14 protein-coding genes and 1 pseudogene are annotated in these 26,976 nt (G+C 61.2%); 3 read left to right on the top strand and 12 right to left on the bottom strand.

Annotated elements, in window-relative coordinates:
* Nucleotides 1–56: 56 nt before the first annotated feature.
* The gene (locus AB3G88_RS12275; protein ID WP_480454178.1) at nucleotides 57–1,049 is read right to left on the bottom strand and encodes a hypothetical protein; all 993 of its coding nucleotides are present in this window, start codon (nucleotides 1,047–1,049) and stop codon (nucleotides 57–59) included.
* Nucleotides 1,046–2,644 carry a J domain-containing protein gene (locus tag AB3G88_RS12280; protein ID WP_480454179.1) on the bottom strand — a complete coding sequence of 533 codons (1,599 nt, stop codon included), beginning with the start codon at nucleotides 2,642–2,644 and terminating at the stop codon, nucleotides 1,046–1,048. The genes AB3G88_RS12275 and AB3G88_RS12280 overlap by 4 nt, the downstream gene beginning before the upstream one ends.
* Before the next feature lie 130 nt (nucleotides 2,645–2,774).
* Between AB3G88_RS12280 and AB3G88_RS12285 the strand changes: the two genes are divergently transcribed.
* Together AB3G88_RS12285 and AB3G88_RS12290 are read left to right on the top strand one after the other, a co-directional pair.
* Nucleotides 2,775–3,791, top strand: a complete 1,017-nt coding sequence (locus AB3G88_RS12285) for an AraC family transcriptional regulator (protein ID WP_099585150.1) — start codon at nucleotides 2,775–2,777, stop codon at nucleotides 3,789–3,791.
* Between the two features lie 102 nt (nucleotides 3,792–3,893).
* The gene (locus tag AB3G88_RS12290) at nucleotides 3,894–7,730 is read left to right on the top strand and encodes a hypothetical protein (protein ID WP_480454180.1); all 3,837 of its coding nucleotides are present in this window, start codon (nucleotides 3,894–3,896) and stop codon (nucleotides 7,728–7,730) included.
* Nucleotides 7,731–7,827: 97 nt separating this feature from the next.
* Here the strand turns inward: AB3G88_RS12290 and AB3G88_RS12295 are convergent.
* From AB3G88_RS12295 to mexE, 7 genes and pseudogenes are all read right to left on the bottom strand, one after another.
* Nucleotides 7,828–8,762 (bottom strand): annotated as a pseudogene (locus AB3G88_RS12295) (SEL1-like repeat protein).
* Nucleotides 8,763–8,855: 93 nt separating this feature from the next.
* On the bottom strand, nucleotides 8,856–10,139 hold the full coding sequence (locus AB3G88_RS12300; protein ID WP_480454182.1) for an SEL1-like repeat protein: 1,284 nt from the start codon (nucleotides 10,137–10,139) through the stop codon (nucleotides 8,856–8,858).
* Nucleotides 10,139–12,040: a phospholipase D-like domain-containing protein gene (locus AB3G88_RS12305; protein ID WP_480454183.1), complete on the bottom strand. Its 1,902-nt coding sequence runs from the start codon at nucleotides 12,038–12,040 to the stop codon at nucleotides 10,139–10,141. The genes AB3G88_RS12300 and AB3G88_RS12305 overlap by 1 nt, the downstream gene beginning before the upstream one ends.
* Complete coding sequence (locus AB3G88_RS12310; RefSeq protein WP_480454184.1) at nucleotides 12,037–14,754, bottom strand: type VI secretion system Vgr family protein; 2,718 nt, start codon at nucleotides 14,752–14,754, stop codon at nucleotides 12,037–12,039. The genes AB3G88_RS12305 and AB3G88_RS12310 overlap by 4 nt, the downstream gene beginning before the upstream one ends.
* 245 nt (nucleotides 14,755–14,999) lie before the next feature.
* Nucleotides 15,000–16,415, bottom strand: coding sequence for an efflux transporter outer membrane subunit (locus AB3G88_RS12315; protein ID WP_112195154.1), 1,416 nt, complete (start codon nucleotides 16,413–16,415; stop codon nucleotides 15,000–15,002).
* Nucleotides 16,412–19,591 carry an efflux RND transporter permease subunit gene (locus AB3G88_RS12320; protein WP_099584252.1) on the bottom strand — a complete coding sequence of 1,060 codons (3,180 nt, stop codon included), beginning with the start codon at nucleotides 19,589–19,591 and terminating at the stop codon, nucleotides 16,412–16,414. Before AB3G88_RS12320 ends, AB3G88_RS12315 begins: the two co-directional genes overlap by 4 nt.
* 15 nt (nucleotides 19,592–19,606) lie before the next feature.
* Entirely contained in the window at nucleotides 19,607–20,848 is a 1,242-nt protein-coding gene (mexE, locus tag AB3G88_RS12325; protein WP_099584292.1) for a multidrug efflux RND transporter periplasmic adaptor subunit MexE, read from the bottom strand.
* 256 nt (nucleotides 20,849–21,104) lie between these two features.
* Between mexE and AB3G88_RS12330 the strand changes: the two genes are divergently transcribed.
* Complete coding sequence (locus AB3G88_RS12330) at nucleotides 21,105–22,802, top strand: hypothetical protein (RefSeq protein ID WP_480454185.1); 1,698 nt, start codon at nucleotides 21,105–21,107, stop codon at nucleotides 22,800–22,802.
* Between the two features lie 75 nt (nucleotides 22,803–22,877).
* On the opposite strand, the gene AB3G88_RS12335 is transcribed toward AB3G88_RS12330, so the two are convergent.
* From AB3G88_RS12335 to AB3G88_RS12345, 3 genes are read right to left on the bottom strand one after another with little or no spacing between them, the layout of a single operon-like run.
* Nucleotides 22,878–25,088 carry a GMC family oxidoreductase gene (locus AB3G88_RS12335; RefSeq protein WP_480454186.1) on the bottom strand — a complete coding sequence of 737 codons (2,211 nt, stop codon included), beginning with the start codon at nucleotides 25,086–25,088 and terminating at the stop codon, nucleotides 22,878–22,880.
* A complete protein-coding gene (locus tag AB3G88_RS12340; protein WP_158878204.1) occupies nucleotides 25,085–25,597 on the bottom strand; it encodes a sorbitol dehydrogenase in 513 nt (170 codons plus the stop codon). Before AB3G88_RS12340 ends, AB3G88_RS12335 begins: the two co-directional genes overlap by 4 nt.
* Nucleotides 25,594–26,961, bottom strand: a complete 1,368-nt coding sequence (locus AB3G88_RS12345) for a cytochrome C (protein ID WP_400524889.1) — start codon at nucleotides 26,959–26,961, stop codon at nucleotides 25,594–25,596. The genes AB3G88_RS12340 and AB3G88_RS12345 overlap by 4 nt, the downstream gene beginning before the upstream one ends.
* Nucleotides 26,962–26,976: the final 15 nt, after the last annotated feature.

Genomic DNA, 26,976 nt, shown 5'->3' on the forward strand with positions numbered 1-26,976 from the left:
AAACAGCCAATCTTGACGTTTGCTGAACAGGGGCTGAACGGCCCTGAGAAGGCCGTTCAGTAGTCCTGCCCGACGGCCTGGTTATAGGTATCCACCAGCAAGTCAAAGCGCCGTTGAGTTTCAAAGTAATCAGCGTCCAGCCGCTCTGGGTCGGGGTTTTCGCTTGAATGCCGGGCAAGTGTTTGCAGCGCGCCGAGGTAGGCGTAACCGGGTTGTTTAATCTGCTGCCACAGCCGTTGGGCCTCGGCCTCGGAGGTCGGTTGATTGGGGCGCAGGTACCGCTGGGCGTAATCCCAGGTTTGCTGTAAGTCGCTCAACGCATCCGTCAATTGCTTGGGGGATCGCGGGTCAAGGCTGTGCATCGTGTCGCGGGTTTGCAGGATCAGGCCGGAGATAAGCGCCATCTGGTGTTTGTCACGGACCTGCAAGTGCTGCAGTTGTTGCAAGCGTATCTGGCGGTCGGCTTTGTCCACGGCGACGCGCAGTTCGGATGAGACTGCGAGGAATTTTTCCGCCACGGGGAAGAACCGCGCATCGCTGATCGCTCGCTGCGCAGGGGCGAGGCCAGGAGTGGTTGCGTTGGGGTAGAAGTCGAACTCCTTCGCCGATGAATAGACCTGCAGCAGGTGGTCCATATAGTCATCGCGAAGCGCGGCGACCTTCGGCAGGTATTTGCGCAGCGCGCTTCTTTGCGAGGACGTCAGCAGGCACAGGTCCGGGCGCTTGGCGTCGTAGTCCAGCAGGCTTAATTGAGGGCCTTGCGTGCGCTGGTACAGCTCGGGAAAACGCTCGATGAAATCCAGGCTGGGATCGTTGGCGCGGGCGCTGCGATTGCGGTAGTTGAAGTACGCCAACCGCCAATTGCTGTCGACTCGGTTAAGGCAATCGATCACCGGGCGCAGCGCCTGGGCTTGCTGGTGTTCAAGCGCGGCCTGGCGGTTGGCCCAGGTTTTCAGTGGGGCGAGCAGATCGGTATTCGTCAGCAGGCCCACGGCGCTCAGCGTCAGGGGCACGAGGGTGCACAGGGCGGCAATGGTGATGCGGTTCATGGTGTACACCCCGGCGCGCCCGCTTTGAGCCCACTGCAAGGGCTCATCAGGTACGGTTGCAAGCCCTCGTCACGGTGGATACGTTGACTGTTTGCGTACATCAGCGCGGCGCTCAGCAGCAGGGCGCCGAGGCCCAGGCCGATGGCCCATTGGCGTGTCGACGGTTGCGCAGGCCAGCGCCACGTCAGCGCTGCACGTATCGACCGTCGCCCGAGTACGCGCTGCGCCAACCCCAGGCCCTGCAGCGTCAGCACATAGCCGGCGAACGCGTAATTGCCCAGGATGATCCAGATCAGCAGGCCAAGCACCCAGCACGGCAGAATCTCGCGGATCACCAACGGCGGCGGCCGGCGAAAGCTCAGCCAGGGCGACAGGTGCGCGGCGAGCTTCTCGTCGATTTCACCGTAACCGTCAGTAGCCGGACGCCAGATGGCCAGGATGAGCAGCGCCGGTATGGCGATCAGGAAGGCCCAGGTCGGGGCCATGCCGAGGGATTCCATCAAGGTGTGGTCGGTCAGTTGCTGGTCGTGGATCGCCCAGCCTGCGGCCATGCCCAGCAGCGCCACAAACATTGGCCAAGGGCGGCTGATGCGCTCCCAGTCGCGCCAGAAGTAAGGATCCTCATCGGGCATTTGCGCGCACAGCGCCGGGTATTGATTGAGCAGGGTTTCGCTGAGGGTGCGGCAGGCGTTCCAATCGGACTCGCCAAAGCGCCGGGCATAGCGTTGGCGTTGTTCCAGCGTCAGCTCGCCGAACAGCAACCTGGCCGCGCGCGCCTGCGGGTCACGGCTGTTCAGGCTGGCCTGGTGGTAGGCCTGCGCTTTGAAACGCTCCAGGGCGTTGCGCTCCTTTAACGCCGACCACTCGGGCTCTGGGCAGCGGTTTTCCAGGTACTGATCGGACCAGGCCTGCTCAGTGCACAGGGTGTCGAACAGCGCCTCGGACCAGAATCTGCTGGCCAGCAGCGTGCGGGCCAGCGCGTCATTGAGCCGTGCATGGCGCGCCAGGGGCTTGAGCCATTCGGTGTTATGCAAGTCGATCAAGGCGGCGGTGAAGGCCTCGACCTGTTGTTGATCAAGCAATTCGGTCAGTTGGTGCTCGACCTGGGCAAACATCTGCTCCAGCAGCGCGGCCAGGCGGTAGTCAGGCAGCCGCGCCGGCGTTTCCCGCTGCCAGGGGCTGAGCCAGTGCAGGTGAGTCACGGCCCAGTCCGCAATCGCGGGTTCCGTGCCACTCAGGCAGCGTTGCAGCAGCAAGGCTTCAAATGCCTCGGCGCATTCATTGTCCTGGGCTTGTTGATAGAGAAACGCGAGATTGGCCGGCGTGGCATTGGCCACCAGGGCTTGCGCCTGGTCGTAGCGCGTGTCCGGCTCGGCGGCGGCTGGCTGTACGGTGTCGACCGGCAGGGCTTGCGGCACTTCGACGGGCGCCTCATAACGGCTCCACTGCAACGCGTGCTCATAGGCCTCGCGCAGGCGCTGGAAGCCGACAGGGTCTTCGTCCGGGCGATGCTGTTTGAGCAACACCGCGTATTGGCGCTTGATACTGCGGGTATCGGCGTCGGACGGCAGCCCAAGTACTTCCCAGCAACTCATCGATTCAACTCCCTGTCGGTAAAAATCCCGGCGCAGAATACCCGAGACCGGCCCCCCGGTGCCTACTCTTTTGCCGCGTGACTGCCTAAGATGGCCGCACTTCAGGTCACACAGGGCACGGACTGCACCCATGTCGGAAAAAGACACCATCTCCCTCCACCTCGTGCGCGAGGCCTTGTTGCAGAGCTGCGCAACCGGTGCGGCCACCGTGGAGGTGTTGCGCAAGGTCGGGATAGATCCTGGGTTGCTGGAACAGCCGGCTGCGCGCATTCCGGCTACGGCCTATGCACGGTTATGGCGCCTGCTGGCCCGGCGCACGGACGATGAGTTCTTCGGCATGGACCCGCGCAAGCTCAAGTCCGGCAGCCTGGCGTTCCTCTGTCGCGCCTGCGTGGCGCAACCCACGCTTGCCGCCAGCCTGGAGACCGGATTGGGGTTTCTCTCGCTGATGCTGGAACGCATGCCCGCCCAACTGGTGCGCCAACAGAGCCTCGCGGAAATCGTGTTGCTGGAGCCTGAAGATGAGCCCAGTCGCGCTTTCACCTATTTCACCTACTGGATGATCGTGCACGGCGTGGCCTGCTGGCTGGCGGGGCGGCGCATTCCGATCCTGGCCATTGAACTGCGCTGCCCGCCGCCGGATTTTTGCGATGACTATCAGGTGATGTTTTCCGACAACCTGCGCTTCGACCGACCGCGCACCCGCATGATCTTTTCCGCCGACTGCCTCGATTTGCCGATCAAGCGCAGCCCGGAAGAACTCAAGCGCTTCCTGGCCCATGCGCCGGCCAACATCCTGGTCAAATACCGCGACCCCGACAGCCTGGCCAACCGAATCAAGCACGACCTGCGCCAGATGCCCGCCGACACCTGGCCGGAAACCGAAGGCCTTGCGGCCACCTTGTGCATCTCCGCCTCAACCCTGCGCCGACGTCTGGCGGAAGAAGGGCAGAGCTATCAGGGCCTCAAGGACAGTGTGCGCAAGGAATTGGCGATTGTGTGGCTGGCAGAACCGCAGATCAGCTTTGCCGAGATTGCCGCGCGGTTGGGGTTCGCCGACACCAGTTCGTTTTATAAGGCGTTTCGCAAGTGGGCGGGGTCCAATCCTGGGCACTATCGGAGTTTGATTTTGGGCGAGCCCCGTTAAACAGCGCACAGGACTGCTGGCGGCCAAGACTTTTCCTATCCCATCCATACGATTCCCTGCGGCAGGGTAGGCACTCTTCAATCGTGAAAGCGTGCTCCCCAAATGCCCAAGGTCGCTGCTACCCCTGAGCCTGTTGTCGTAGGCTCGCTGTTTACCGCCACCCGCACTCAGCCAGAGCGTTCCGCTGAGATCAACCGTCCAGAACCGTTGCTACGCCCTTCGACGCTGCTTCATCACATCCCAGGCCAATTGCAGGGCATCAGCGATTTTTCACAAGCCATGCTCGACACGGCTGTACTGGATGCCAGAAACAAGGAACGCTGGCTCGTTGCCTTGGAGCAAGGCGTGCAAGGCAAGGCTGATCAGGACCGTATCGACCTCGCGGACATCCGTTTTTCAAGCGTCACGGGGTCCACGCTGGCCACTGACGTTCAACGTGGGCGCAAGGTTCTGTTAGCCCTGGCGAATCGTCCAGGCATGCAGGTGCTCTGGCGCAACCATGGAATCGACGGCCAGACCGCCCGTCTACGCATCTGCGATGGCCGTTTGCAGGCGTCGGGCAGTGCAGGTCGCTGGATCGATATGAGCGACGATGTATCGGCCCGACCCGGCTTGAAGAAGCTCTTCGACAGACTGCTGAAAATGGCGCAAACCACCGGACATGTTCTGCACTCCACGGGCGAAGTCGACGCGTTGCAGGTACTGCGTGTGATGCTACCCAAAGCAGACGGGCAGGACGTACTCCGCTCGGCCGGGGCCATTCGCAATCTGATTGGCTGGCAGCGCCATCCGTTTCCGGCCAGCCCGCCGATGGGCAACTACACCGGCCCATGGCTGGCGCTGGACGCGCCGCTGAAACTGAGCCTGGAAGACCGCCAAACGCTGGTGGAGTCTTTTGAACGCTTCGTCGGCCCACAGTGGCTGGACCAACTCCAGTCTCTTTCCGGTAATGTCGATGCGCACATCCTTGGGCTATTACGCCGTCAGAAAAATCTCAATGTGTATCGCCAGCATCGTTTGCTGGAGGGGTTGAAGCTTCCCCGCGCTGGTTTACGCGAAACACAGCTCAATCAGTTGCTGATCACCGCGCACCTTTTACGTATTGATCCGCACCTGGGACAGCGGAGAAATCACGTGGCGGGTTATGACGTGTACTCGGTACAAAATACCGGGCTCAAGATGGCCGATGTTCGCAACGACCTGCAAACGCACCTTGTGCACAACAAAGGCGTGCATCCGGACGCCGTGGACGCTGTAAGCCATCTATTTCTGGCGACCGTCGCGCCAGAGTTTCTGGTGCGTGATACCCCGGACACTCTGCACATAGGTTCTCCCGCCTGGCTGGTGTTGAGAAAAACCGTTGCCCTGCTTGAAGCGCACGCGCCAGGGTCGAGTCGGACCCTGACGTATGCTCAAGTGCTGGAGCGTGCGGCTCTCCAGCCGCCAATACCCGCGCTGATGCCGTTTTTCCTGGCGGCCGAGGCCGATCCGTTGCTGGATTGGGGCGTGCTCAATGGTGTGATCGTGGGCCGCGCGGATGACCATTACACCGTCGAAGATCTGCGCAAGAGCGCTCAGAAATACAACGACTATATCGAGACCACGCATAAAGCCACCGCCGCCCTGCAGACGGCTCCCCTGACACGCAGAGAATTGGCAAAAGCGGACCTCAAGGTGGCGTTCCCAAAGCGGGACCTGGAAAAACCCGTGCAAAAAGACACCTATCCGATGCCTTTTTTCATGGCCGACCCCGAGTATGAATTGAGCTTGATCGACCTGCATATGATGGGCGCGTTGAAGAGTGGCGAGTATGCGCAACACGTGGCCAACGGCCCGTTTGGCGGCATTACGGTGGACGTGGCCGGGGATCTCGCCGATCTGCAATCGGGTTTTGATCGGCTTCGCTTTACCAAAGACCGACTCGAGCAGTCTGTAAAGTTGGGTGTCGACACGTTCAGTTCGGCCATCACTACACGTATCAAGGACTTATTCAGCAAAATGCCTTTCCAGGACCGACAGTTGCTGGAGCGAGAAGAACTGACGTTTTACAGGGTGGAGGCCGAGTCCATCACTGCCGAGGGAAAGTCCATCAGCAGTGCGGATGAACAAAAGGAACGCGTAAAGGGGCGTTATGGTTTTATCGTCCAGGCGGGACAGGGTGAAGAGGCAAAGTGTTTTGAGTTCTGGCCCTTGAGGGGCGAGTACTTCGAGCGTCCGGCGTTCCTGAAGACACTGGCCCGAGGCGAAGCTGTCGTGCCCCGTCTGTGGGTGACAAAACTGCAATCCCATGTGGACGGCCAAGGGGCTGCGGAGTCCGAAGTACAGATACGAGCCTTGCGCGAAACCCTGCCGGCCGGTGGCGGGCGTGGATTAATGGCAGACGGCGGATATTTTTCGCCGAAGAGCAGGGATTTTGCCGCCTATGTGCGGCGCCATGATCTGGTGCTCAATCGACAGGAACTCCTGGGCTCCGCCATGGGCTCAACGGCGCGTGAGCGTTTCGAGGCACGCACGCAAGAAGCGGTACAGACGATTGAAAACCTGCTTATTCCCTTTAAGGGCTGCTATGACGACATCTCCTCCGGTCGCGTAAAGACCGACCTTGGCGCGCTCACCGGCTGTGCGCTCGACGCCTTGATGATCGGTTCAGTGGTTGCGGGCGAGGCTGTGGAAGGGGCACAGGCTGTCAGTCGGGCAGAAACCGCATTGTCCAAGGTGTCGGCGGCTACCAGGGCGTTTGGCAAGCTGACCCATAGCCTGTTCAATCCTGTTGCGGGCTTGGAGCAACCGTTACAGCAAGGCTACGAATGGTTGAGCAAGCGCAGTTTCTTTCGTCTGGGCAAGCCCTTGGGTGAGCTTCGTACAACCTGGAATACCGCGCTGAAAGAGCAACTGGGCCCCCGGCCCTTTACCATCGAGCGTCCTCGGAAAATGCGCAGGCCGTCTGTTGACGGTGAGCATCTGCGTTCACAGGATCCCGCTCAACTGCCGACCCTGGCGACCGCCGAAGCGTCCACCGCAACAACCCCGCTTGAACAAAGCCGTCAAGCCATTGAACGGGCACTGCCCATCGCCCGGGAGCGGCTCAATGGCGCCCTGCGTGCGCTGTCCGATCCTGAGTTGGAGAAAGATCTCAAATTTGTGTGCAAAACGTTCTTCGGTTCGGACTCCGATGATGCAGTAGCTGCCTTTACGCGCAAGCAGCGCACCATGAAAGCGGACTTGGATAGACTGGATCTTTCCAACATCAACTTCCTTGAAAACGAGGGTCCCGAGTGGCAGGCCCAACTCCTGCCGTCGTCCTACAGCCGCTACAAGGCAGGCAACCTTCAGGAAAAATATATTGAAGTGAATGTGGACGGCGCCACGCACTATTACCGCTACATGGGGCGTAGCGATGAGGCTATGGCCAACACCCTGATCCATGAACAGGCCCATGGATTTCCGGGTGATGAGGATTACGTGTATTCCGGCGCGATCAAGGGGGGACGCGAGGACATCGCAGACCTGCTCAACCTGGGGAAAACAACGGACCCCAACCATTTTCGCCACTTGGGTGACGAGGTGCAGGAGGCGACCTTGAGCTTGTTCGCCAAGGCGCCCCAAGCGCATAACGCCGACTCGACCCTGTTTGGCATTGCGTTGCTGGACCAGGCTAAAAACAACCGGGCGTTGTACGAGGAAAACGTGAAAGCGATTCAACAGGCGCTGGAAAAGGCCAAAGACAATGGCGGCGTGATCGCCGAACACTTGCCCGTCAGAATTATTCGCAAGCGTGCAGTACGCAGCACACCTTTGCCGCGCTTTGTACTGGTGCGCCACGATCAGACGGGCAACATCGTCCAGGTGCTGGAGCGGCTTCCACGGCCAGGGGGGCACGGGCCTCATGCTTCACGGCCTGTCAGTGAGGTTGTGCAGGAGGTGTTCAAGTGGCACTGAAGCGCGTGTTCGAATGCACTGGGAAAAACGGCTTGGCTGAGCCGCAGATCAGCTTTGCCGGGCGACTGGGAATGGCGGGATGCGCCCAGCCTTATCGTTAGGGTCTGCCGGTTGCCGGTTCCAGGAGTTTGGCCTTGGCTAGCTGCTGGATCAGTGCTTCGCTGGGTTTTGGCGGGGGGATATTGGCCAGGCGCGCTTGCAGCCATTGCAGCTTGCCGTCCCAGGCGGGGAGTTTGGCGGGGGGAGGGGGAGGATTTCGTTGATTTCTGGGACTTTGGGATCGGCGTAGGAGTACCCCGCAAGCACGCGCCAGATTGTTTTATAGCGATCAGCGCGTTCAAAGTCTTCCTGTTGGCCGAGGTAGTACAACCCATCGGATGAGGGGTGACCGCGAAAGGCCTTATCCAACCTACTAGCAGCGCTCTCGCGACCTGCCACAACGCCCATCTGGAAGACCTCAAGCGCTTCTTTGTACCGACCCTCGATTTTAAGATCGACCCCCAAAGCGACAGCTGCCTTGCCATGACCTTGTTCGGCCGCACAGCGGCGCATCTGTCGGGCAACATCAGGCGCGATGTCAATCGGCGCAAGTATGTCGCCCACATCGTATTGCGCTTGCGCACTGCCTTCGTCGGCCGCCTTTCGAATGTAGCGCAGCGACATAGCAGCATCCTGCTTCAGTCCTGCTGAACCGTTCTTCAGGAAAACGCCGATAAAGAAGTATCCCGTCGCCACATTTGCCTCGATCAGTTGCTGGCTCAGACGCAGGCGATCCGCGCCACGGAGCTTGAACTGACCGCGCATGGCGCCGTTTTGCAGGTTGATGTTGGCCTTGAAATGGCCATTTTCGGCAGCAATCCGGTACAAGCGCTCGATCTCGGCGTCGACGCTTTTGTCCTGCTTGAGCAGGTTGTTTTTCTGTAGCCAGCGTGCGTACTGGAACAGCTCATCGGTTTCGGCGGACGGCGTAGGGATTTGCTCGTGTACACAGTCAAAGGCCAGCTGGGTTTTGATCTCGGTCAGTGGGTTCATGGGAGTGGACTGGGGCCGGTAAGCAGGGGCACTGCCGGTATCACAGGCAGCGAGCAGCAGACTTGCCAGCAGGAGGAACCTGTTTTTCATACCTTACCCCAGCAGCTGCCATTCAATATTTTCTTCACTGACCGTGATGATGTCGGGCAGCAAAAAGCGGGATTTGTGGCTCTGAACTTTCAGCGTGGGCATGATCTCGTTCTCTTCGAAACGGCGAACGGTGCCATCGTTGAACCGCAAGTAAACATTGCGACTCAGGCTCAATGCCTGCCAGTAGCCAGTCTGCGGGCAGGCCTGGCCGCTGGAGCAGGTCGGTTCGAGGTGGCTGGCCTTGATGAACGCGGGAGAGTCGGGGGTGGCTCTGCCGGTTGCCGGTTCCAGGAGTTTGGCCTTGGCTAGCTGCTGGATCAGTGCTTCGCTGGGTTTTGGCGGGGGGATATTGGCCAGGCGCGCTTCCAGCCATTGCAGCTTGCCGTTCCAGGCGGGGAGTTTGGCGGGGGGGAGGGGGAGGATTTCGTTGATTTCGGGGACTTTGGGATCGGCGTAGGAGTAGTCCGCTAGCAGACTCCAGATTGCGTTATAGCGTTCTGCGCGTTCAAGGTCTTGCTGTTGGCCAAGGTAGTACAATTCATCAGATGGGGGATGACCGCGAAAGGCTTCCTCCAACCAACCGGCAGCGCTTTCGTGACCTGCTACAACGCCCATCTGGAAGACCTCAAGCGCTTCTTGGTACCGACCCTCGATTTTAAGATCGACACCCAAAGCGACAGCTGCATTGCCATTGCCCTGTTCAGCCGCGCAACGGCGCATCTGCCGGGCAACATCAGGCGCGATGTCAATCGGCGCGAGCATGTCGCCCACATCGTATTGCGCTTGCGCACTGCCTTCGTCGGCCGCCTTTCGAATGTAGCGCAGCGACATAGCAGCATCCTGCTTCAGTCCTGCTGAACCGTTCTTCAGGAAAACGCCGGTAAAGTAGTATCCCGTCGCCACGTTTGCCTCGATCAGTTGCTGGCTCAGACGCAGGCGATCCGCGCCACGGAGCTTGAACTGACCGCGCATGGTGCCGTTTTGCAGGTTGATATTGGCCTTGTAATGGCCATTTTCGGCAGCAATCCGGTACAAGCGCTCGATCTCGACGTCGACGCTTTTGTCCTGTTTGAGCAGGTTATTTTTCTGTAGCCAGCGAGCGTACTGGAATAGCTCGTCGGCCTCGGCGGACGGTGCAGGAATTTGCTCGTGTATACAGGTAAAGGTCAGCCGGGCTTTGATCTCGGTCAGCGGGTTCATGGAAGTGTCCTGGGTCAGGTGAGTAGGAGCGCTGCCGTTATCGCAGGCGGCCAGCAGCAGGCTTGTCAGCAATAGGAATCTGCGCATCAGTCAAGGTCCTTCACGGTCTTTTCGCCGTAATAAAACTCAACGAGCGGAGCGTCGGGTGCCAAGTTCTTCGATTGGCGTTCTTTGTTTTCCGTAATGATGCTGCCCCAAGCTTTGAACGCACCCTTGGCATCATCCTGCGCCCCCCTCCCATCCGTATGCAGGTTCCACAACCGTCGTCTCAACCCCCGCGTCACACTCATCCACTCATGGGCAATATTCAGCTCGCTATCCACCTGCATGCTGCGGGTGTTGATGTTGGCTGAGCCGTGGGTGGTGAACACGTCATTGACGATCATCAGTTTGGAATGGATGTACACCGGCATCCACGGCTTGCCGGCAGGCGAATCCGGTGCGACCAGTGAGCACACGTGCACTTTCAGGCCGGGGCGCGATTCTGGTTTAACCGTGCTGTCCTCGATTGCTGCAATCTCTGCTCTGAGATCCATCTGTCGAATGGCATTGTTTCTGGCGGCCACGCGTTGGGCTTCTCGGGCTTTGTCGCTCATCTCGCCACCACCGAGTGCGTCGGTGAGGCTGGTCAAGGTGAGCAAGGCCTGTCGTTCGAGGAGTTCCGCCAAGGTCGGCGTCTGCGCTTCGGCTTGGGCTTTGACCCTTTCAATGCGCTGCAACTTGGTGATTTCAGGAATGGTCTCACCGCGCCCGAGGCTTTCGAGCATGCGCTGGGTGTTCAAGCTTCCAGGGCCTACGCCGTCAGTGCTGGCATTGGTGATCACAAACAGGTGCAGGTTGCCATGCAGGCCCGGATCGCGCCCTGCACGGGTCTGGTCAGCCGCCGCTTTTTTGATGGCCTCGGCCAGCGGTGGCCAGCGAAAGTACTGGTTCTCGATGTAGATGAACTGCGTCGCGTTGTTGACCGCCTTCAGGTAGACCTTTTCGATATCGCGCTTGCCGTCTTGTGCCTGGGTGCGCAGGATCTGCGCCACTTGCCGGGTGATGCCGGGAGTGCATTGCAGTTGTGGTCCCAGCACCATCGCCTTGCGCGATGCGAGCAGGTCCTCGCCGGTTTCCTTGCGCCAGGCGCTGGCGAAGTTATGGTGCAGGTGCTCCAGAATCGGCCCGCTGACCTGGCTGGAAATATCCTGACGAGGGGTATCGCCACGGGGGCCGCAATCAGGTGCAGGTTTGCTGCCCTCGGTGCGATTGAGCGCCGAGTGCCGGTCGGTGTCCCAGTACTCATCGAGCATATTGTGGCCCATGACAAAACCAACGGCGCTGTCCGGCAGTTCGTAGTCGACCAGCACTGTTTTCTGATGGTGAGTCGCGGCGACGGCCAGGGCGCCCAACGTGCTGTGACTGAGCTGCGGGTCGAGGCTTTTGTATTTGGCCTGATAGGCGATTTCAGCCCGCTCATAGACGCTGAAACCACGGCCGACAAATACCGGAATACTGCGCGCCGCCCTAAGCCCTGCCGCGATGTAATCGGCCGTCGCACAGCGGGCAAACCAATAGCGGTCATAGGCGTACTGATCCTGCGTGGCGTTTTGCAGCGCCCGATCCGCGATACGCAGCGGGCCTTTGCCGGGCAGGTTGGCCTCACCCCCTAAGCCAGCACTATTAAACGGTGCTTCCCAGCCCAGCACCCGCACCTCAATCCCTTCCCGCGCTTTGGCCATCAGCAGTTCACCGATGCACGGCGCACGGCCATCACGGATGAAGAACATCGACGGCTGGAAGCCCCAGCAGATGATGTCGACCGTTTTGGTTGCCTGGGCGATCGCCAGGTGCACGGCCTTGAAGGCTTCTTCACCGTTAATCAGAGGTTGATAGGTCGCCAGCGCGGGCGGGTATTCGGTGCTCTGCACGTACCAGGGCGGGGTGCAAGTGACCTGCTGGGCGTGTTGCAGGGCGACGGGGCTGATGATGTCGGGTTCAATCATGAGGTTTTCCCTTCCTGGTCACTGATTGCGCTGATCGCTGCGGCGTACAGGGCACGATGGTCGGTGTGCGAGGTGGGCTGGCTTACCTCGGCGTCGGCTTGCGAGCGGTGGTTATGCATGCCGCCATTGGCAAGATGGCCTTGTTCGGCGTTTCGGTAGTCGGTGGGGACCGGGATCTGGCAGCTCACGCCGTTGGCCAACGCGATTCGGTATTGCTGGGTGACGACCGCGTGGTCGATTAACACGTGCCCGGACTTGTCCAATACGCCTTGCTTGAGCACGATACCGTCGGCGTACAGCGTGTACGGCATGCCTGCCCAGCCTTGATCAGAGGCATTGGGGGTTTGCGGCATGCTGAGCCGCAGCGGTTGTTTGAAAAGGTTTTGCGGATATTCGGGATGTGCGGCTTTCAGGCTGGCGGGGCCGGAGAACGCGTAGTGCTCCGACTTGATGAGGTAGTCGCCCAACGTCCCGGACTCGATGCTGCTTTGATCAAGGGTGATGTAACTGCCCCCTGCGTTGAGGGTGATTTTCTTTTTCGCCGTGATATGGATCTCGTCCTCGGTACTGGTGATCTCCAAGCCGTGACGCGCGAGTAACTCCAGCTTGTCGTTTTGTGCCTGGATCTTTACCGCCCCTTGATTGGCGATCAGCTTGATCCCCAGCTTGCGCACAAACAGGCTCATCCCTTGACCCACGCCGATAAACAACCGCTTGACCACGCTGATATCTGCCTCGGCCCCGGCGTTGATCATCAGGTTGTGTTGAGCCGCCAACTGCAAGTGCTGGCCGCTGGTCATGGCTACACCAGCAGGCGCGCTGAACATCAGCACGGACGACTTGAGTTGCTCCAGGTCTTGCTTGAGCAACTTCAACTGGGCCTCTACATCGGCAGGGTCTGCCTGGGCTGCCTGGGCGTCTGCCGACAACCCGTCCAACTGTTCTCCCGCCTGCTGTAGCCGGCCCAGTGCTGCGCTCATTTCAAGCATCTGGCCCTGCGCTTTGGGCTGTGCGTCCGCACTGATGAAGATCCCGCTGCCTGCACGGATGGCGGCATGGCCATCCGTACGCAATTCGGCGCCCTGGCCTCGGGCTTTGCGCTGACCATCCACCAAATGCCCAAGATTCAACTGGCTCTTGCCACTGTGCTCAGTACTCAGCTTGACGTGCTCCTGCCCCCGCGTGTCGTCCAGGCGCAGTTTGTTATTGGTTGGGGTGCGCAGGACGTTGCGTTTGTAGTTGCGCAAGGTCACGTGGTCGACGTGCTGGCTGTCGTGCAAGGCGTGGGCGATGTAGGGGCGGTCGGGGTCGCCTTGTTCGAAGGCCACCGCCACTTCGGTGCCGGCGATCAGCGGCAGGTGCAGGCCGTGGGTGTCTCCCGCGTAGGGCCGGGCCAGGCGCAGCCAGAGGCTTTCCTGACCGAGCGTCCAGGTGTCGCGGTCAAACAGGAAGTTCACTCGGTAGCGCCCCTCCAGGTCGATATGGGCGTAGGCATCGTTGGCCTGGTTGCTGGTTACGCGCGCGGGGATAGTGCCGGCGATCAGGGGTTTGTTCTTGAGTTCTGGGCGAAAGCACACGCTTTGCGAATAAGGGATGGCCTCGAAGGTGGCGATGAAGCTGCTGTCACGGGCGGCGACGGTGGTCAGGCCGGTGATGACTGCCCCAGGTTTGAAGGCCTGTGGGGCGCCGTCGGTAACGTTGAGCACCTGGCCTGGGGCCAGGGTGGCGCTGCTGGTGATGCCGGCGAGGTGGGTCTGATCGTTGAGGTAGCGCTCGTGGCGCAGGCGTGCGTAGAAGTGGCCGCTTTCGCTGAGCAGGTCTTCGTCCTGATCCAGCCGGTCACCGAGCGCTGTGTAGGGTTCGGCGTAGTGGTAGGCCTCGCCGTAGGTGGTTTTGGCGCCGCGAGTCTGGTCAATCTCGCCGCTCAGGTGCGCGTGGGCTTCGCGGTGGTGGTAGGCGCGAACATGCACCTGTTGCTCGACCACCTGGTGGTTCGATTGCAGGTTCCACACGCCGTCCTGGGCAGTGCTGCCGAGGCCCGATTGCGGGCGGTATGGGAGCTCGACGTTGAACTGGTACAAGCGTTGGTCGTCGCAGAACTCGACCACATCGATGCCCAGGCGCTCGTCGCTGCTGAAGCGGTACCAGATGCCCACTTCGGCCAGCAGGCGGGTGATGAACGCCAGGTCGCTTTCGCCGTATTGCATGACCTGTTCGCGCTTGGGGTAGTCGCGTTTGAGGCTGAACAGAAAGTCCTGGCCTTCAAAGTCGTGGCGGCTGCGCAGGAGACTGTCGACGATCTGCGGCACCGATTGGTGCTGGTAGATGCGAAACTGCCGACCGCGCGCGAGCAGGGCCAGGCGTGGCTGCAGGGTGATTTCATAGCTGGCCTGGTCGTTGGAGCCGCACTGGCGCCTGAAGCCGGTGACCACGCCGCGCAGGGTACGCAGGGACTTGATGGGGGGCGGCGTCAGCCCCAGCAAGGGCAGTTTTTGCGCCGGGGCATGCAGGCTGAAGCGGGCGTGCTGGCCGAGCAGGGTTTCGGCGGCGAGGTCGCGCTCGGTGCTGGTGAATTCGATGTGGTAGGCGAACGGTTCGCTTAGGCGTTCCTGGCTTTTGAAGGCCAGGACGTCGAGGTGGGCGTTGACGTTGCGAACCTTCAGGGTGTGGCGGCTGTGATCGAAAAAAGCGCTCGGTAATAAGCTGGAAGTCATCCCTTTCACTCCTGGACGCGAAAGCCCGGAGAGTAAAGATTTGTTATCTGTGATTAATGTCGGAAAATTCGACTTTACGAGACAGGCGCTTCCTGAATGTGTTTTCGCGTCTCCGAACTATCAATATTCCGTTAGCCGACACCCTATATAGATGGCTGGGACATTAATCAAAAAAAGCCCCATGACCAAACAGGCCACAGGGCTAAAAATTGGCTGGATGCGACCAACCAAAGGAGCTCTTTACATCACTTCGCCGTTGCTACAACGGTGTCCGGCTTCCAGCCACCCCCCAGCGCCTTGTAGATCGCCACGATTCCGCGATACAGGTCCACTTCGGCCTGGGCCTGGGAGTCTTCGGCGGCGAGGCGTTCGCGTTGGGCGTCCAGCAGGACGAGGAAGTCCACGGTGCCTTCGCGGTAGCGGATGGCGGCGAGGTCGGCGGCGGCGCGGCTGGATTCGCTTTGACGGATCAGCGAGATCAGGCGTTGTTGGCGCTTGCCGTAGTCACTGAAGGCGTTCTCGGATTCTTCCAGAGCGAGCAACACTTGCTGTTCGTAGGTCGCCAGGGCGCCATCGGCTTCGGCGTCGGCGCCACGCAGTCGAGCGCGCACGCTGCCCAGGTCGAACGCGGCCCAGGTGATGCTCGGGCCAAGGGCCCAGGCATTCGCTGCCGAGGAGCCGATCTGCGAACCGCGCCCGGCGGTAAAGCCGAGGAAGCCGCTGAGGCTGACCCGTGGGAACAGGTCGGCCTTGGCCACGCCGATGCGCGCGGTGGCGGCGGCCAGTTTGCGTTCGGCGCTGAGGATGTCTGGGCGACGTTGCAGCAGTTCGCCTGGGTCGCCGATGGGCAGTGCCTTGGCAATCGCCGGCAAGTCTTTGGGGCTCAGGTCCACGCTGAGTTTGTCCGGACGCTGGCCGAGGAGGGTGGCGATGCGGTTACGCTCGCGCACTTGTTCGGCCTGCAGTTGCGGCACGCTGGCTTCAACGGCGGCGAGGCGTGCGTCGGCACGTTCCACGTCGAGTTGGTCACCCACACCGGCATCCCGCAGGCTGACGGTGATGGTGCGCGATTCCTGCTGGTTCTTCAGGTTGTCCAGGGCGATCTTTTCACGCAGTTGCGCGCCGCGCAGTTGACCGTAGGCGTCCACCAGTTCGGCAATCATGCTGACTTGCAGTTGGTACAGGTCGGCTTCGGCGGCCTGCTGGTCGGCGTCGGTCGCTTCCAGGTTGCGCTGGATGCGGCCGAACAGGTCCAGTTCCCAGGCCATGTCCAGGCCGAGGTCGTAACGCTCGGTCTTGACGCGGCGAGTGGTCTGGCCGGGGATCTGGCCCTTGCCCTGGTCACTGCTGACGCGGCTGGTGATGGTCGGCATGGCGTCATTGCTGGCGTCATCGCGGATCGCCCGAGCCGCACGCAGGCGGGCAAAGGCGACGCGCAGATCACGGTTGCCTTGCAGCGACTGCGTGACCAACTGGTTAAGCGTCGGGTCCTCGAACTGCTGCCACCAGATGCCTTCGAACTTGGCATGGTCATACTGCTTGGCGTCCGCGGCGGCGGTGATGTTCGCCGCCTCCGGGGTCTGGGTTTTATAGTCCGGGCCGACGGCACAGGCGCTCAGCGCCAGTACCAGCAAGCTCGGCAGGAATACTTTCACACTCATTGCTGTGTCTCCAGCTTCAAGGCCTTGGCCGCTTTGCGCGCTTCGCTGCGTTCCACATAGCGACGGATCAGTACGTAGAACACTGGCGTCAGCAACAGACCGAAGAAGGTCACCCCGATCATCCCCGAGAACACCGCCACGCCCATGGCATGACGCATCTCGGCACCGGCACCGCTGGACAACACCAGCGGCACCACACCCATGATGAAGGCGAACGAGGTCATCAGGATCGGCCGCAGACGCAGGCGGCAGGCTTCCAGTACGGCAGCGAGCGGGTCGAGGCCTTCCTGTTGTTTATCCTTGGCGAACTCGACGATCAGAATCGCGTTCTTGCACGCCAGGCCCACCAGTACGATCAGGCCGATCTGGGTGAAGATATTGTTGTCGCCGCCCGAGATGATCACCCCGGTAATGGCCGACAGCAGCGTCATCGGTACGATCAGGATCACCGCCAGTGGCAGGCTCCAGCTCTCGTATTGAGCAGCCAGTACCAGGAACGCCAGCAGCACGCACAGCGGGAACACGAACAGTGCGGTGTTGCCCGAGAGGATCTGCTGATAGGTCAGGTCGGTCCACTCGTAGGTCATGCCGTTGGGCAGTTCATCCTTCAACAGTTTTTCAATCGCGGCCTGGGCCTGGCCGGAGCTGTAGCCCGGTGCGGCGTTGCCGTTGATTTCAGCGGTGATAAAACCGTTGTAGTGCATCACGCGGTCCGGGCCCGAGGTGTCGCTGACCTTGATAAAGGTCGCCAGCGGGATCATCTCGCCCTTGTTGTTACGCACTTTCAGCTGGCCGATCTGGTCGGAGTCCTGGCGGAACTGTTGCTCAGCCTGCACGTTGACCTGATAGGTGCGCCCGAAGCGGTTGAAGTCGTTGGCATACAACGAGCCCAGGTAGACCTGCAGGGTGTCGAAGATGTCGCTGATCGCCACGCCGTGGGTCTTGGCCTTTTCGCGGTCGATGGCGGCATCGACTTGCGGCACATTGACGGTGTAGCTGGTGAACAGGCCAAACAGCTCCGGCACGCCGTGGCTCTTGGTGATCACGTTCTGCACTTCTTTGTACAGCTCGTCATAGCCCAGGTTGCCCCGGTCTTCGATCTGCAGGCGGAACCCGCCGATCGTGCCCAGGCCCTGTACCGGCGGCGGTGGGAAGATCGCCATGTAGGCTTCTTCGATGTTGGCGTACTGGCCATTCAGCGCGCCGGCAATCGCTCCGGCGGACATGCTCGGGTCTTTGCGCTCATCGAACGGTTTCAAGGTCACGAACACGATGCCGCTGTTCGGGCTGTTGGTGAAGCCGTTGATGGACAGGCCAGGGAAAGCAATCGCAGCTTCCACGCCAGGCTGTTTCAGGGCGATCTCCGACATGCGCTTCATCACGTTTTCGGTACGGTCCAGGCTCGCGGCGTCTGGCAGTTGGGCGAAGGCCACCAAGTATTGCTTGTCCTGAGCCGGCACGAAACCGGTTGGCGTGTGGGCAAACCCGAAGAAGGTCAGCACCATCAGGCCGGCGTACACGAACAGCGCGATTCCACTGCCGCGAATAACCCGGCGTACGGTACCCACATAGCCATGGCTGGCCTTTTCGAAGAAGCGGTTGAACGGACGGAACAACCAGCCGCCGAACAGCTTGTCGAGGAACTTCGAGAAGCGATCCTTCGGTGCGTCGTGACCGCGCAGCAACACGGCGGCCAGGGCTGGGGACAGGGTCAGCGAGTTGAACGCCGAGATCACCGTCGAGATTGCAATGGTCAAGGCGAACTGTTTGTAGAACTGCCCAGTCAAGCCACTGATGAACGCGGCGGGAATGAACACGGCACACAGCACCAACGCTGTAGCGATGATCGGGCCGGTCACTTCACTCATGGCTTTTTCAGTCGCAGGGAACGGCTCCAGGCCCAGCTCGATATTACGTTCGACGTTCTCTACCACCACGATGGCGTCATCCACCACGATGCCGATGGCCAAGACCAAGCCGAACAACGACAGCGCGTTGAGCGAGAACCCGAACAGGTGCATCACCGCAAAGGTACCGATCAACGATACCGGCACCGCCACCAACGGAATGATCGAGGCGCGCCAGGTCTGCAGGAACAGGATCACCACCAGCACCACGAGGATCAGCGCTTCGAACAGGGTATGCACGACCGCTTCGATGGAACCACGTACAAAGATCGTCGGGTCATAGGCGATGCGGTAGTCCATGCCCGCCGGGAAGCTCTTTTTCAGCTCGGCCATCTTGGCGCGCACATCGTTGGAGATGTCGATGGCATTGGAGCCGGGGCGCTGGAAGATCGGAATCGCCACGGCAGGCTGGTTATCGATCAGCGAGCGCAGCGCGTATTGGCTGGACCCCAGTTCAACCCGGGCGATGTCCTTGAGGCGCGTGATTTCACCGTTGGCGCCGGCGCGAATCACAATGTTCTCGAACTCTTCCTCGGTCACCAGACGGCCTTGGGTATTGACCGACAACTGGAAGCTGGTGTCGCTCGGCGCAGGCTGCGCGCCCAGGGCACCGGCCGCCACTTGGCGGTTCTGCTCACGGATCGCGGTCACCACGTCGGTGGCGGTCAGGTTGCGTGAGGCGGTCTTGTTCGGGTCGAGCCAGACGCGCAGGGAGTAATCGCCCATGCCGAACAGTTGCACGTCGCCCACGCCGCCCAAGCGGGCCAGCTCATCCTTGATGTTGAGGATGGCGTAGTTGGACAGGTACAGCATGTCGTAGCGCTGATCCGGGGAGGTCAAGTGCACCACCATGGTCAGGTCGGGAGAGGCCTTGTCCACGGTGATACCGATCCGTGTCACTTCCTCGGGCAGTTTTGGCTGAGTCCGCGTCACACGGTTTTGCACCTGCACCTGCGCGTTGTCCAGGTCGGTGCCCAGGGCGAAGGTGATGGTCAGGGTCAGTTTGCCGTCAGCGGTGGATTGCGAGGACATGTACAGCATGTTCTCGACGCCAGTGATGGCCTGCTCCAGCGGCGCGGCCACGGTTTCGCCGATGACCTTGGGGTTGGCGCCGGGGAAGTTGGCGCGCACCACCACAGTCGGCGGCACCACTTCCGGGTATTCGCTGATCGGCAGTTGGAACAGCGAAATCGCGCCGGCGATCAGGATCAACAGCGACAGCACTGCTGCGAAGATCGGCCGCGAAATGAAGAACTTGGAAAAATTCATCTTGAGTCGTATCCCTTAACCGCGTGGAGTCGCGACGCTGGCCAGTTTGGGCGCGGCTTTATCCGGCGCCACTTGTTCCAGGTTGCTGGCTTCAAGCGCTTGTCGTTGTTGGGCCAAGGCGGCGAGGGTTTCCTGGCTGGCCATCGGAATGGTTTCCGGCGCGACTGGCGAGCCTGGACGCACGCGCTGCAAGCCCTTGACGATAATCGTGTCGTCCTTGTTCAGGCCGCTGCGCACAATGCGCAAGCCTTCGATCTTCGGCCCCAGTTCCACGGCGCGGTAGGCCGGTTTGTCGCCGTCCATGACCAGCACGAACTTCTTGCCCAGGTCGGTGCCCACGGCTTCATCGTTGATCAGCACGGCGGAGTAGGTGCCGCTGCCCACCAGCTTCAGGCGTGCGTAGAGGCCCGGGGTGTATTCGCCCTTGCTGTTGTCGAACACGGCGCGACCACGGATGGTGCCGGTGGCCGGGTTGACCTGGTTGTCGACGAAGTTCATCTGGCCCAGGTGCGGGTTGCCGGTTTCATTCGACAGGCCCAGGTACACCGGGGTGGTTGCGCCACGGCGGCCCTGGCGCGCCAGTTCGGTGTACTTGAGGTACACGCGCTCATCGGCGTCGAAGTAGGCGTAGACCTTGTCGGTGGACACCACGCTGGTCAGCGCGGTGGCATCGGCGGTCACCAGGTTGCCGGCGGTGATCTCGGCACGGCTGACGCGGCCGCTGATCGGCGAGGTCACGCGGGTAAAACTCAGGTTCAGCTTGGCCAGGTCCAACTGCGCCTGGATGCCGGCGACAGCGGCGCGGGCTTCCTGGGCGGCGGTGGTGCGCGAGTCGGCCAGTTCGGCGGAGATTGCATTGCTCTGGCGCAGGCGCTCGCCGCGTTGGGCTTCGTTGTCGCTGCGAGTGGCAGCGGCGCGGGTCTGTTGCAACTGGGCTTCAAGGCGGCGCACTTCAGCCTGGAACGGACGCGGGTCGATCTGGAACAGCAGGTCGCCTTTCTTGACCAAAGCGCCTTCGGTGAAAGCGACTTGGTCAATCTGGCCAGAAACCCGAGGACGGATCTGCACCGTTTCCGGCGCTTCCAGACGGCCGGTGAACTCATCCCACTCGTTGACCGGTTGTTCCAGCACCTTGGCCACGCTGACTTTTGCCGCAGGCATGGCGGCCGCTTGGTCCGGGGTCTTGCCGCACGCGCTCATCACCGCCACGGCCAGAATCGCCAGGGGCAAGCGCAAATGTTTGAGTGACTGTTCCATGAGGTGCATCCGCCAATGTATTTGAGATGGGCGGATCATGCGCGGCGAGGGGGTATGTCACGAATCGAATGAAGCGAAGGTAACTATCATTGCGAATGATATAAGCGCGATATCAGCCCTCTAGCATAGGGGTTTCGTTAGGGGGCTATCAATGGCGATGATGACAAAGGACTGTTGCGGGTGTGCAAGCAATGTCGACTTCGGCATCCGTATGGTTACTATTGCGCATGCAGATCGTTCGACCAGGAAGTCATTCATGACCATGCTCCAACCGTCGCCCCGCAAAGATGTCAGGGTCCAGAGCAACACCTTTTCCCTTGCGCTCAGCCAGACCCTGACGGTGTTGTCCGAGCGAATCCTCCAGGCTCAAGCCAGCATTGCCGCTATCGACCGCCTGAGTTTACGCAGCGCCGAAAGGGAGCGCACCGAAGCCTTGGCTCCGAGCCAGGCGTGCGTGCACAAGTGCCAACAGCAGTTTGATCGGCAGAAAGGTGAAGGGCACGGCTTCGGTTGGCTGCTCAGCCCGTTGGATACGCATCAGGCGTCCGTTGAGCTCAAGGCCGCCCGGCTCCAGCATGAGCAAGCGATCCTGGCTTTCGATGAGCCGGCCATCACGGCACAACGCAACCGCGACATTGACGAGCACAACCGGTACGTCGCTGGCCAGCACGAGGAACGGCTCAAACTCAAGGAACTATTGGCGAAGCTTCTCAGATCCCAGCGCCAGTTGAAGGACTTCGAGTTGGCCGCGACAGAGGCGTTGGCAGCTGCGAAAGGCAACGGATGGCTGGCGCCTGATTTCGCCGTAACCTTGGCTCGGGTGATGGACCTGGTACGCGAGATGAAAATGCCACAAGCCCACGACTGCCTGGGGCAGTTGGTCTTTCAGAAAACGCCGGACGTGGCAGCCTATGCCAAGTGGCGCAAGCGCGCCGAAGGCATTCGCGAACGCGCCAATCGGGATCACTTCGGCGTCGCGGTGACGGGCGGCTTTCCCAATATTGTCGCGGCCAGCGCCAGGCTGGCTGCGGCAAACATGCAACGCGACCCCGCCCGTCAGTTGTTGCAATGTGGTCACACTGCCGATCAGTGGCAACTGCTGAGCCAATTGGCGACTTCACCCACCCACCTGTCCATCGATGTGCTCTGGGCGATCTACTGGGCGATGTTTCAGTGCCAACAGGAAATGGCCAGGTTTCTGAACAGCGCAGCGGCCATTGAGGACCTGTTGAACGGCCGGTTCAGTGCCTACGTCGAACACTGGTTTGGGAACTGGGCGTCCAAACAGGTTCCAAAATTCGGCTACCCCATGTCCCAGTCTTTCCTTGGCACGCTGCAACTGGCGGGCAAGCCGGAAGAAAGCCGTTTAGGGGCCGACCTTGGTGTCATTATCTCGTTGAATATCGGTGGCCTGATCTGTCGCAAAGCCGTGCTTTTGCAGGCCAAGCGGGCCAAGGACTGGGTCGCCGATGTGGGCAGCAAAAAAGGCCAGCTACCCAAGCTGTCCAAGTTGCCGCGGGGCGGTTACTACCTGTTCTACCATGAGTCTGCGAACCTGCAATTGGCCACTGCGGTTCCAACGGTCAGCTCTGCTCAAGCGTTGGAGCAGCTGTTGCTCACGGCGGGCAAAAAACCGGATGGCACCTACCTGCCCGTCGACGTGCGCGAGACGGGTTGGGATTGGGCGAGCTTTATCAGTTTTGGCCTGTGTGACGCCAATTCGCAGATCGGTGAGCCGTTCGACACCATTGATGACGCGCTGCGGATCCTGGGCAGTGGCGAGACCGGCGCGCTGCCCCTTCGGCTGTTCGTGGTCGCTATCGAGGATGAACCCTATGTGCTTGAGATGGCGCAGCGTGTGCGCGAGCGCTATGTAGACCTGCAAGAGCCGCTGACCAAGCAAGAAAAGAAACAGCTGGACGGGGATGAACATGACCATAGCTACAGAATGTGAAGCGTCAAGGACCTGCATGCCGAGTGCCTGAGGGCACCAGGGCTGCGAGCTGACCACGCTCGCAGCCCCGGTTTTTTACGCGGTACCGAACTCGACCCGCACCGTCAGCGCACCTTGATTATCCCCCAGCCCAATCCCATACCGCCCCTCCAGGTCATCGTTGATGCACAGCTGCAATTCCCCGGTCTGCCCCGGCGGAATCTCGGCCAGATCCCCAACCAGAAACGGCGTGCCACTGTTGCCCACACGCCCAATCAGCGCCCCTTCATTGGCACCGGGCAGGGTGTAGCCCGCCTTGGCGATCAACCCCGGACTGCCATTGCCATCGACCATGCCGCCGACCGGGCTGGCCAGCCATTGGCCGCTGACATAGCGCACCAGGCGCGGGCTTGGGCCGTTGATCTGCACGCCAGTGCCTTGCCATGGTTGGTTCGCTTGCACCTGCACGGTGACGGCCTTGAGGTCGTTGCACAGCGTGTCGCCGGCCTGGATCGACAGCGCGGCGATGGTTAGGCTCGGGTTGGAGGTGCCGGTGGTGGGGAACACGCCGTCGCCCACCAGGAACAGGTTGTTGTGGTCCCAACTGCGCTGGTACTTGTCGACCACCGAGGTGGCCGGGTCCGCGCCCATGCGGTAGGTGCCCATCAAGTGGCCGGCGCCCTGGAACGAGTACGACTCGCCCTGGTAGTCAAACAGCCCCGGCTTGATGTCGGCCGTCAGTTCGGTGGCGCCGAGCAGTTCGGTGATGACATGGCTGGCGAGAATCCGCGCCTGCTTGAAGCCTTCCTTGGTGTAGTCCGACAGGTCGTAGTGGATTTCCGGGCGCGGGATGCCCAGGCGGTCCTGGTACTGGCTGGACGGCACGATGTAGCAGTTGGCGTTGTTCGGATCGTCCTCGACTTGTTCCACCAAAAAGCCCACGCGAAATTGCCGGGTGAGCAAGTTGTTCAACTGCTGCACCAGCGCCGTGCCGAACAGCACCTGGGGCGCGCCCGTGGCGTTTGGCAACGGGTTGGTGCGGCTGACGTTGGTGCCGTCGATCAGGTCGGCGACGGTGGTGTAGGGGTCGCCGATCGGCCAGTTGAAACCCTCGTTGCCGATCTCGATCCGCCACGCTGCGCGCTGGCTGCGAAAGGCACCGTCGCGCAGGCTTTCGATGCCGGAGGTGGCCACCGGGCCACGGTACGGGAACACCGTCTTGCCTTCGGGCATCAAGCCCCACGCCAGGTAGATCGGGTGGTCTGCCAAGCTGCGACCGACCTGGCCGCTGCTGTTGGCCACGCCCTTGGGCCAGGCGCTGCTGGTGGAGTTGAGCAGCAGTTTGGGCGTCTCGATGGCATGGGCGGCGATCACATAACGCTGGCCGACCGCGACGCCCGTGCCAGTGGCCGGTCCATCACCCAGCTGGTACTGGATAAACTCGATGCCACTGACCGTCTTGTCCGCTGCCACCGTGACCTTGCTCGCCACGGTTTTGTACAGCACCCGTACATTGCCGGTGTTGAGCGCATTGTTCAGGGTCACCGTGGCGTCGTACTTGGCCTGGATCGGGCAGATCGGCGTGCAGTTGGTATTGCCCGCGCACACCCGGCGCCCGGCATACGGCTGCGAGTTGCGCCCGGCCGGCGTCGGGCTGACCACCAGCGGCAAGCCCTGGAATGACTGGCCCTGCACCGCGCTGACGAAGCTGCCATCGACCAGTGACAACGGAATGCTGGTCATCGGGTATTCATAGTTCGTCGGGAAGGTGATGCCCAGGTAAGCCTGGTCGGCGACGTTGGCCGCCACGCCGATTTCCGCTTCGGCGCGGCAATAGGCGCTTTGCAGGTCGTTATAGCCGATGGGCCAGTCCACGCCCACGCCGTACAGCGACTTCATCCGGAAATCATTGGGCAACATGCGCAGGCATGTGGCGACCCAATGCCAGGTGGTGCCGCCGCCGACCCGTTCATACGTGCTGGTAAATGGCAGCGGGCCTTTCTGCACCAGGTAACTGACCTCGGGGTTGTCCCAGCCCAGGATCAGGTCGGCAATCGTCGCCCGTGGCGCGTTCTGTTCGGCCGGGTTGCGTGCCGGGCTCAGCGTGCTGACCGGCGGGTAGGGCGATTCGGGGGTCTTCAGCGTGGCGGTGTAGAACCGCTGCAGGTACTGGTTACGGTTGGCCGGGACTTCCGGGCCGGACTCCAGCACCAGCACCTTCACCCCCGCCAGGCCGAGTTGGTAGGCAATGATGCTGCCCGCGAGGCCCGCACCGACGATCACGACATCTGCTTGTTCGCTGCTCATGACGATGCTCCTGGCTGTGGGCTGGCGGTGACCCCGGTGAAGTCTTCCAGGCTCGGTGGCGGGCTGTTCCAGTAGCCGAAGAAAAACTCGCTGTAGCCCATCGGGTGAGCCTGAGCGATGCTCCACGCCCAGCTCTGGGTGTAGGCCTCATCACTGACCACGGTTTGCTCGTTCACCGGGAACGCGCCTTGGGTATACGGCTGATACCAAACGCCGAGCATCCACAACTTCATGATTGCCCGCGCTGCCTGGGCGGTTTGTGTCGCGGCGGGTTGGCCGTTCTGCATCAGGATGGCCGTGCCGATTTGCTGCGGCGTCTGTTGCTCACTCACCAGCGCGGCGTATTGGGCGAGCAGGGCGCTGAGCACGGTTTGCCCCAGGCGTGGGCCGATGAAATCGAGAAAGGTGCTGGGCAGGCCGATGGGGTCGACCGACGGCGCCAACAGCTCCTGATTGATGCCGGTGAGCACCACGCTCAGGCCGGTGAAATTGTCCAGGTCGGTACTCATGGCTGACTCCTTGTCACACCGGTGGATTGGGCGCGTTCGAGCAGGTAGGTGAAGTCGGCGAAACTGGTGCGCGGTGATTGCGTCACGTGGGTGGCCGCATTGCCGTGACAGGCGATGCAGCTCGACGACGCCTGGGGCACGGTGCCCTGGATATAGGTCTCCAGCGTGGCATTGGCGAGGAATGACGGCGCCGGGTTGCCCAACGGTTTGGTGGCCGAGATCTGGCACGGGGGCTGGCCGCTGAGGGTCGGCCACTGGGTGCTGATCAACTGGTAATTGGCCCATACGCTATTGGGATTAACCGTGCGCAGCAGGTTCTGGTAGGTGGTGTTGAGGGCCTTGGTTTCGTCGGTCAAAGGGATTTCACGCACGATCTGCGATGGCGTGGCCTTTACCGCCGGGTTCCACGGCCGGGGCGGCGGCTGGTTGACCTCGGCATGGCTGCTGGCGTTGTAGAACAAATACGGGCCTTTGCGCTCGGCGGGCGGCGTGGTTTTCTCCGGCACATTGTCGACGTGCTCGAAGGTCGACCACACCCACTGCGGCGCGCTGGTGGTCTTGTGCACGATATGCAATCCCACCAGCCCCACTGGCTCGGCAACGCAGGACTCGGCCACCACCGGCCCCTTGCTCGGGTCGCTGTTGCCCGGCGTATACACCAGGGCATCGACGGTATGGAAACTGCCAGGCTGGTCGTTGCCGTCCAGCACCTTCCACGACGCCTTGACCATCAGCGAACCCACGTCACTGGTGGCCGGGTTGCCACAACTGAACGCCACCGCATTGGTCGGGCTGGCGGCAAAAAACGCCTGCTGGCCCTGGATGCTGTACAGGCCATTGTTGACGATGCCGTCGAACATCGATTGGTTGACCACGATTTCATTGCGTGTGTACACGCCGCTCTGGTCCACCAGCGGGCCACTTTGAAACGGCTGGATAAACTCGTCCAGCACATCCGGCACCTTGCCCATTTGCTGCAACAAGCGTCCCGAGCCTTTGCCCTCGCAGGCTGCCGGAACGTTGGCGGGCGCCTGCCAGGCCGCCGGTTTCTGCCCTTGGGGCAGGAAAATCTGATAGCTCTCTTTGTAGCTCTCCCACACCGTGGCCGCGTCCTGCTGGCCGATCTGCACACCGGTATTGGGCTTGCCATCGGCCAGCACCGGCCAGTTCAGCGCAATAAACGTCTGCCATGACATCTCGTCGAAGTTGGCTTGCAGGCTGGTGAGGGAAAACGGCGGCGTCGCCGTGACATCGAAGGGTATTTGCGTAGACAGCGTGGGGGCCGCGACGACCAGAGGGCTCAGCAACGCGCCAAACAGCGCACAGCCGAACCCAGGCCGGGGGCGATGGGTTTCCATTCTCATCGTTATCTCCTAGGC

This window comes from Pseudomonas arvensis (assembly GCF_056688935.1).

What these genes read in the sequence shown, in the direction of transcription:
- AB3G88_RS12345 (WP_400524889.1), bottom strand. Translation starts at nt 26,961, where the DNA reads ATGAGAATGGAAACCCATCGCCCCCGGCCTGGGTTCGGCTGTGCGCTG.
- AB3G88_RS12305 (WP_480454183.1), bottom strand. Translation starts at nt 12,040, where the DNA reads ATGATTGAACCCGACATCATCAGCCCCGTCGCCCTGCAACACGCCCAG.
- AB3G88_RS12280 (WP_480454179.1), bottom strand. Translation starts at nt 2,644, where the DNA reads ATGAGTTGCTGGGAAGTACTTGGGCTGCCGTCCGACGCCGATACCCGC.
- AB3G88_RS12340 (WP_158878204.1), bottom strand. Translation starts at nt 25,597, where the DNA reads ATGAGTACCGACCTGGACAATTTCACCGGCCTGAGCGTGGTGCTCACC.
- AB3G88_RS12320 (WP_099584252.1), bottom strand. Translation starts at nt 19,591, where the DNA reads ATGAATTTTTCCAAGTTCTTCATTTCGCGGCCGATCTTCGCAGCAGTG.
- AB3G88_RS12285 (WP_099585150.1), top strand. Translation starts at nt 2,775, where the DNA reads ATGTCGGAAAAAGACACCATCTCCCTCCACCTCGTGCGCGAGGCCTTG.
- AB3G88_RS12315 (WP_112195154.1), bottom strand. Translation starts at nt 16,415, where the DNA reads ATGAGTGTGAAAGTATTCCTGCCGAGCTTGCTGGTACTGGCGCTGAGC.
- mexE (WP_099584292.1), bottom strand. Translation starts at nt 20,848, where the DNA reads ATGGAACAGTCACTCAAACATTTGCGCTTGCCCCTGGCGATTCTGGCC.
- AB3G88_RS12300 (WP_480454182.1), bottom strand. Translation starts at nt 10,139, where the DNA reads ATGCGCAGATTCCTATTGCTGACAAGCCTGCTGCTGGCCGCCTGCGAT.
- AB3G88_RS12310 (WP_480454184.1), bottom strand. Translation starts at nt 14,754, where the DNA reads ATGACTTCCAGCTTATTACCGAGCGCTTTTTTCGATCACAGCCGCCAC.
- AB3G88_RS12330 (WP_480454185.1), top strand. Translation starts at nt 21,105, where the DNA reads ATGACCATGCTCCAACCGTCGCCCCGCAAAGATGTCAGGGTCCAGAGC.
- AB3G88_RS12335 (WP_480454186.1), bottom strand. Translation starts at nt 25,088, where the DNA reads ATGAGCAGCGAACAAGCAGATGTCGTGATCGTCGGTGCGGGCCTCGCG.
- AB3G88_RS12290 (WP_480454180.1), top strand. Translation starts at nt 3,894, where the DNA reads ATGCCCAAGGTCGCTGCTACCCCTGAGCCTGTTGTCGTAGGCTCGCTG.
- AB3G88_RS12275 (WP_480454178.1), bottom strand. Translation starts at nt 1,049, where the DNA reads ATGAACCGCATCACCATTGCCGCCCTGTGCACCCTCGTGCCCCTGACG.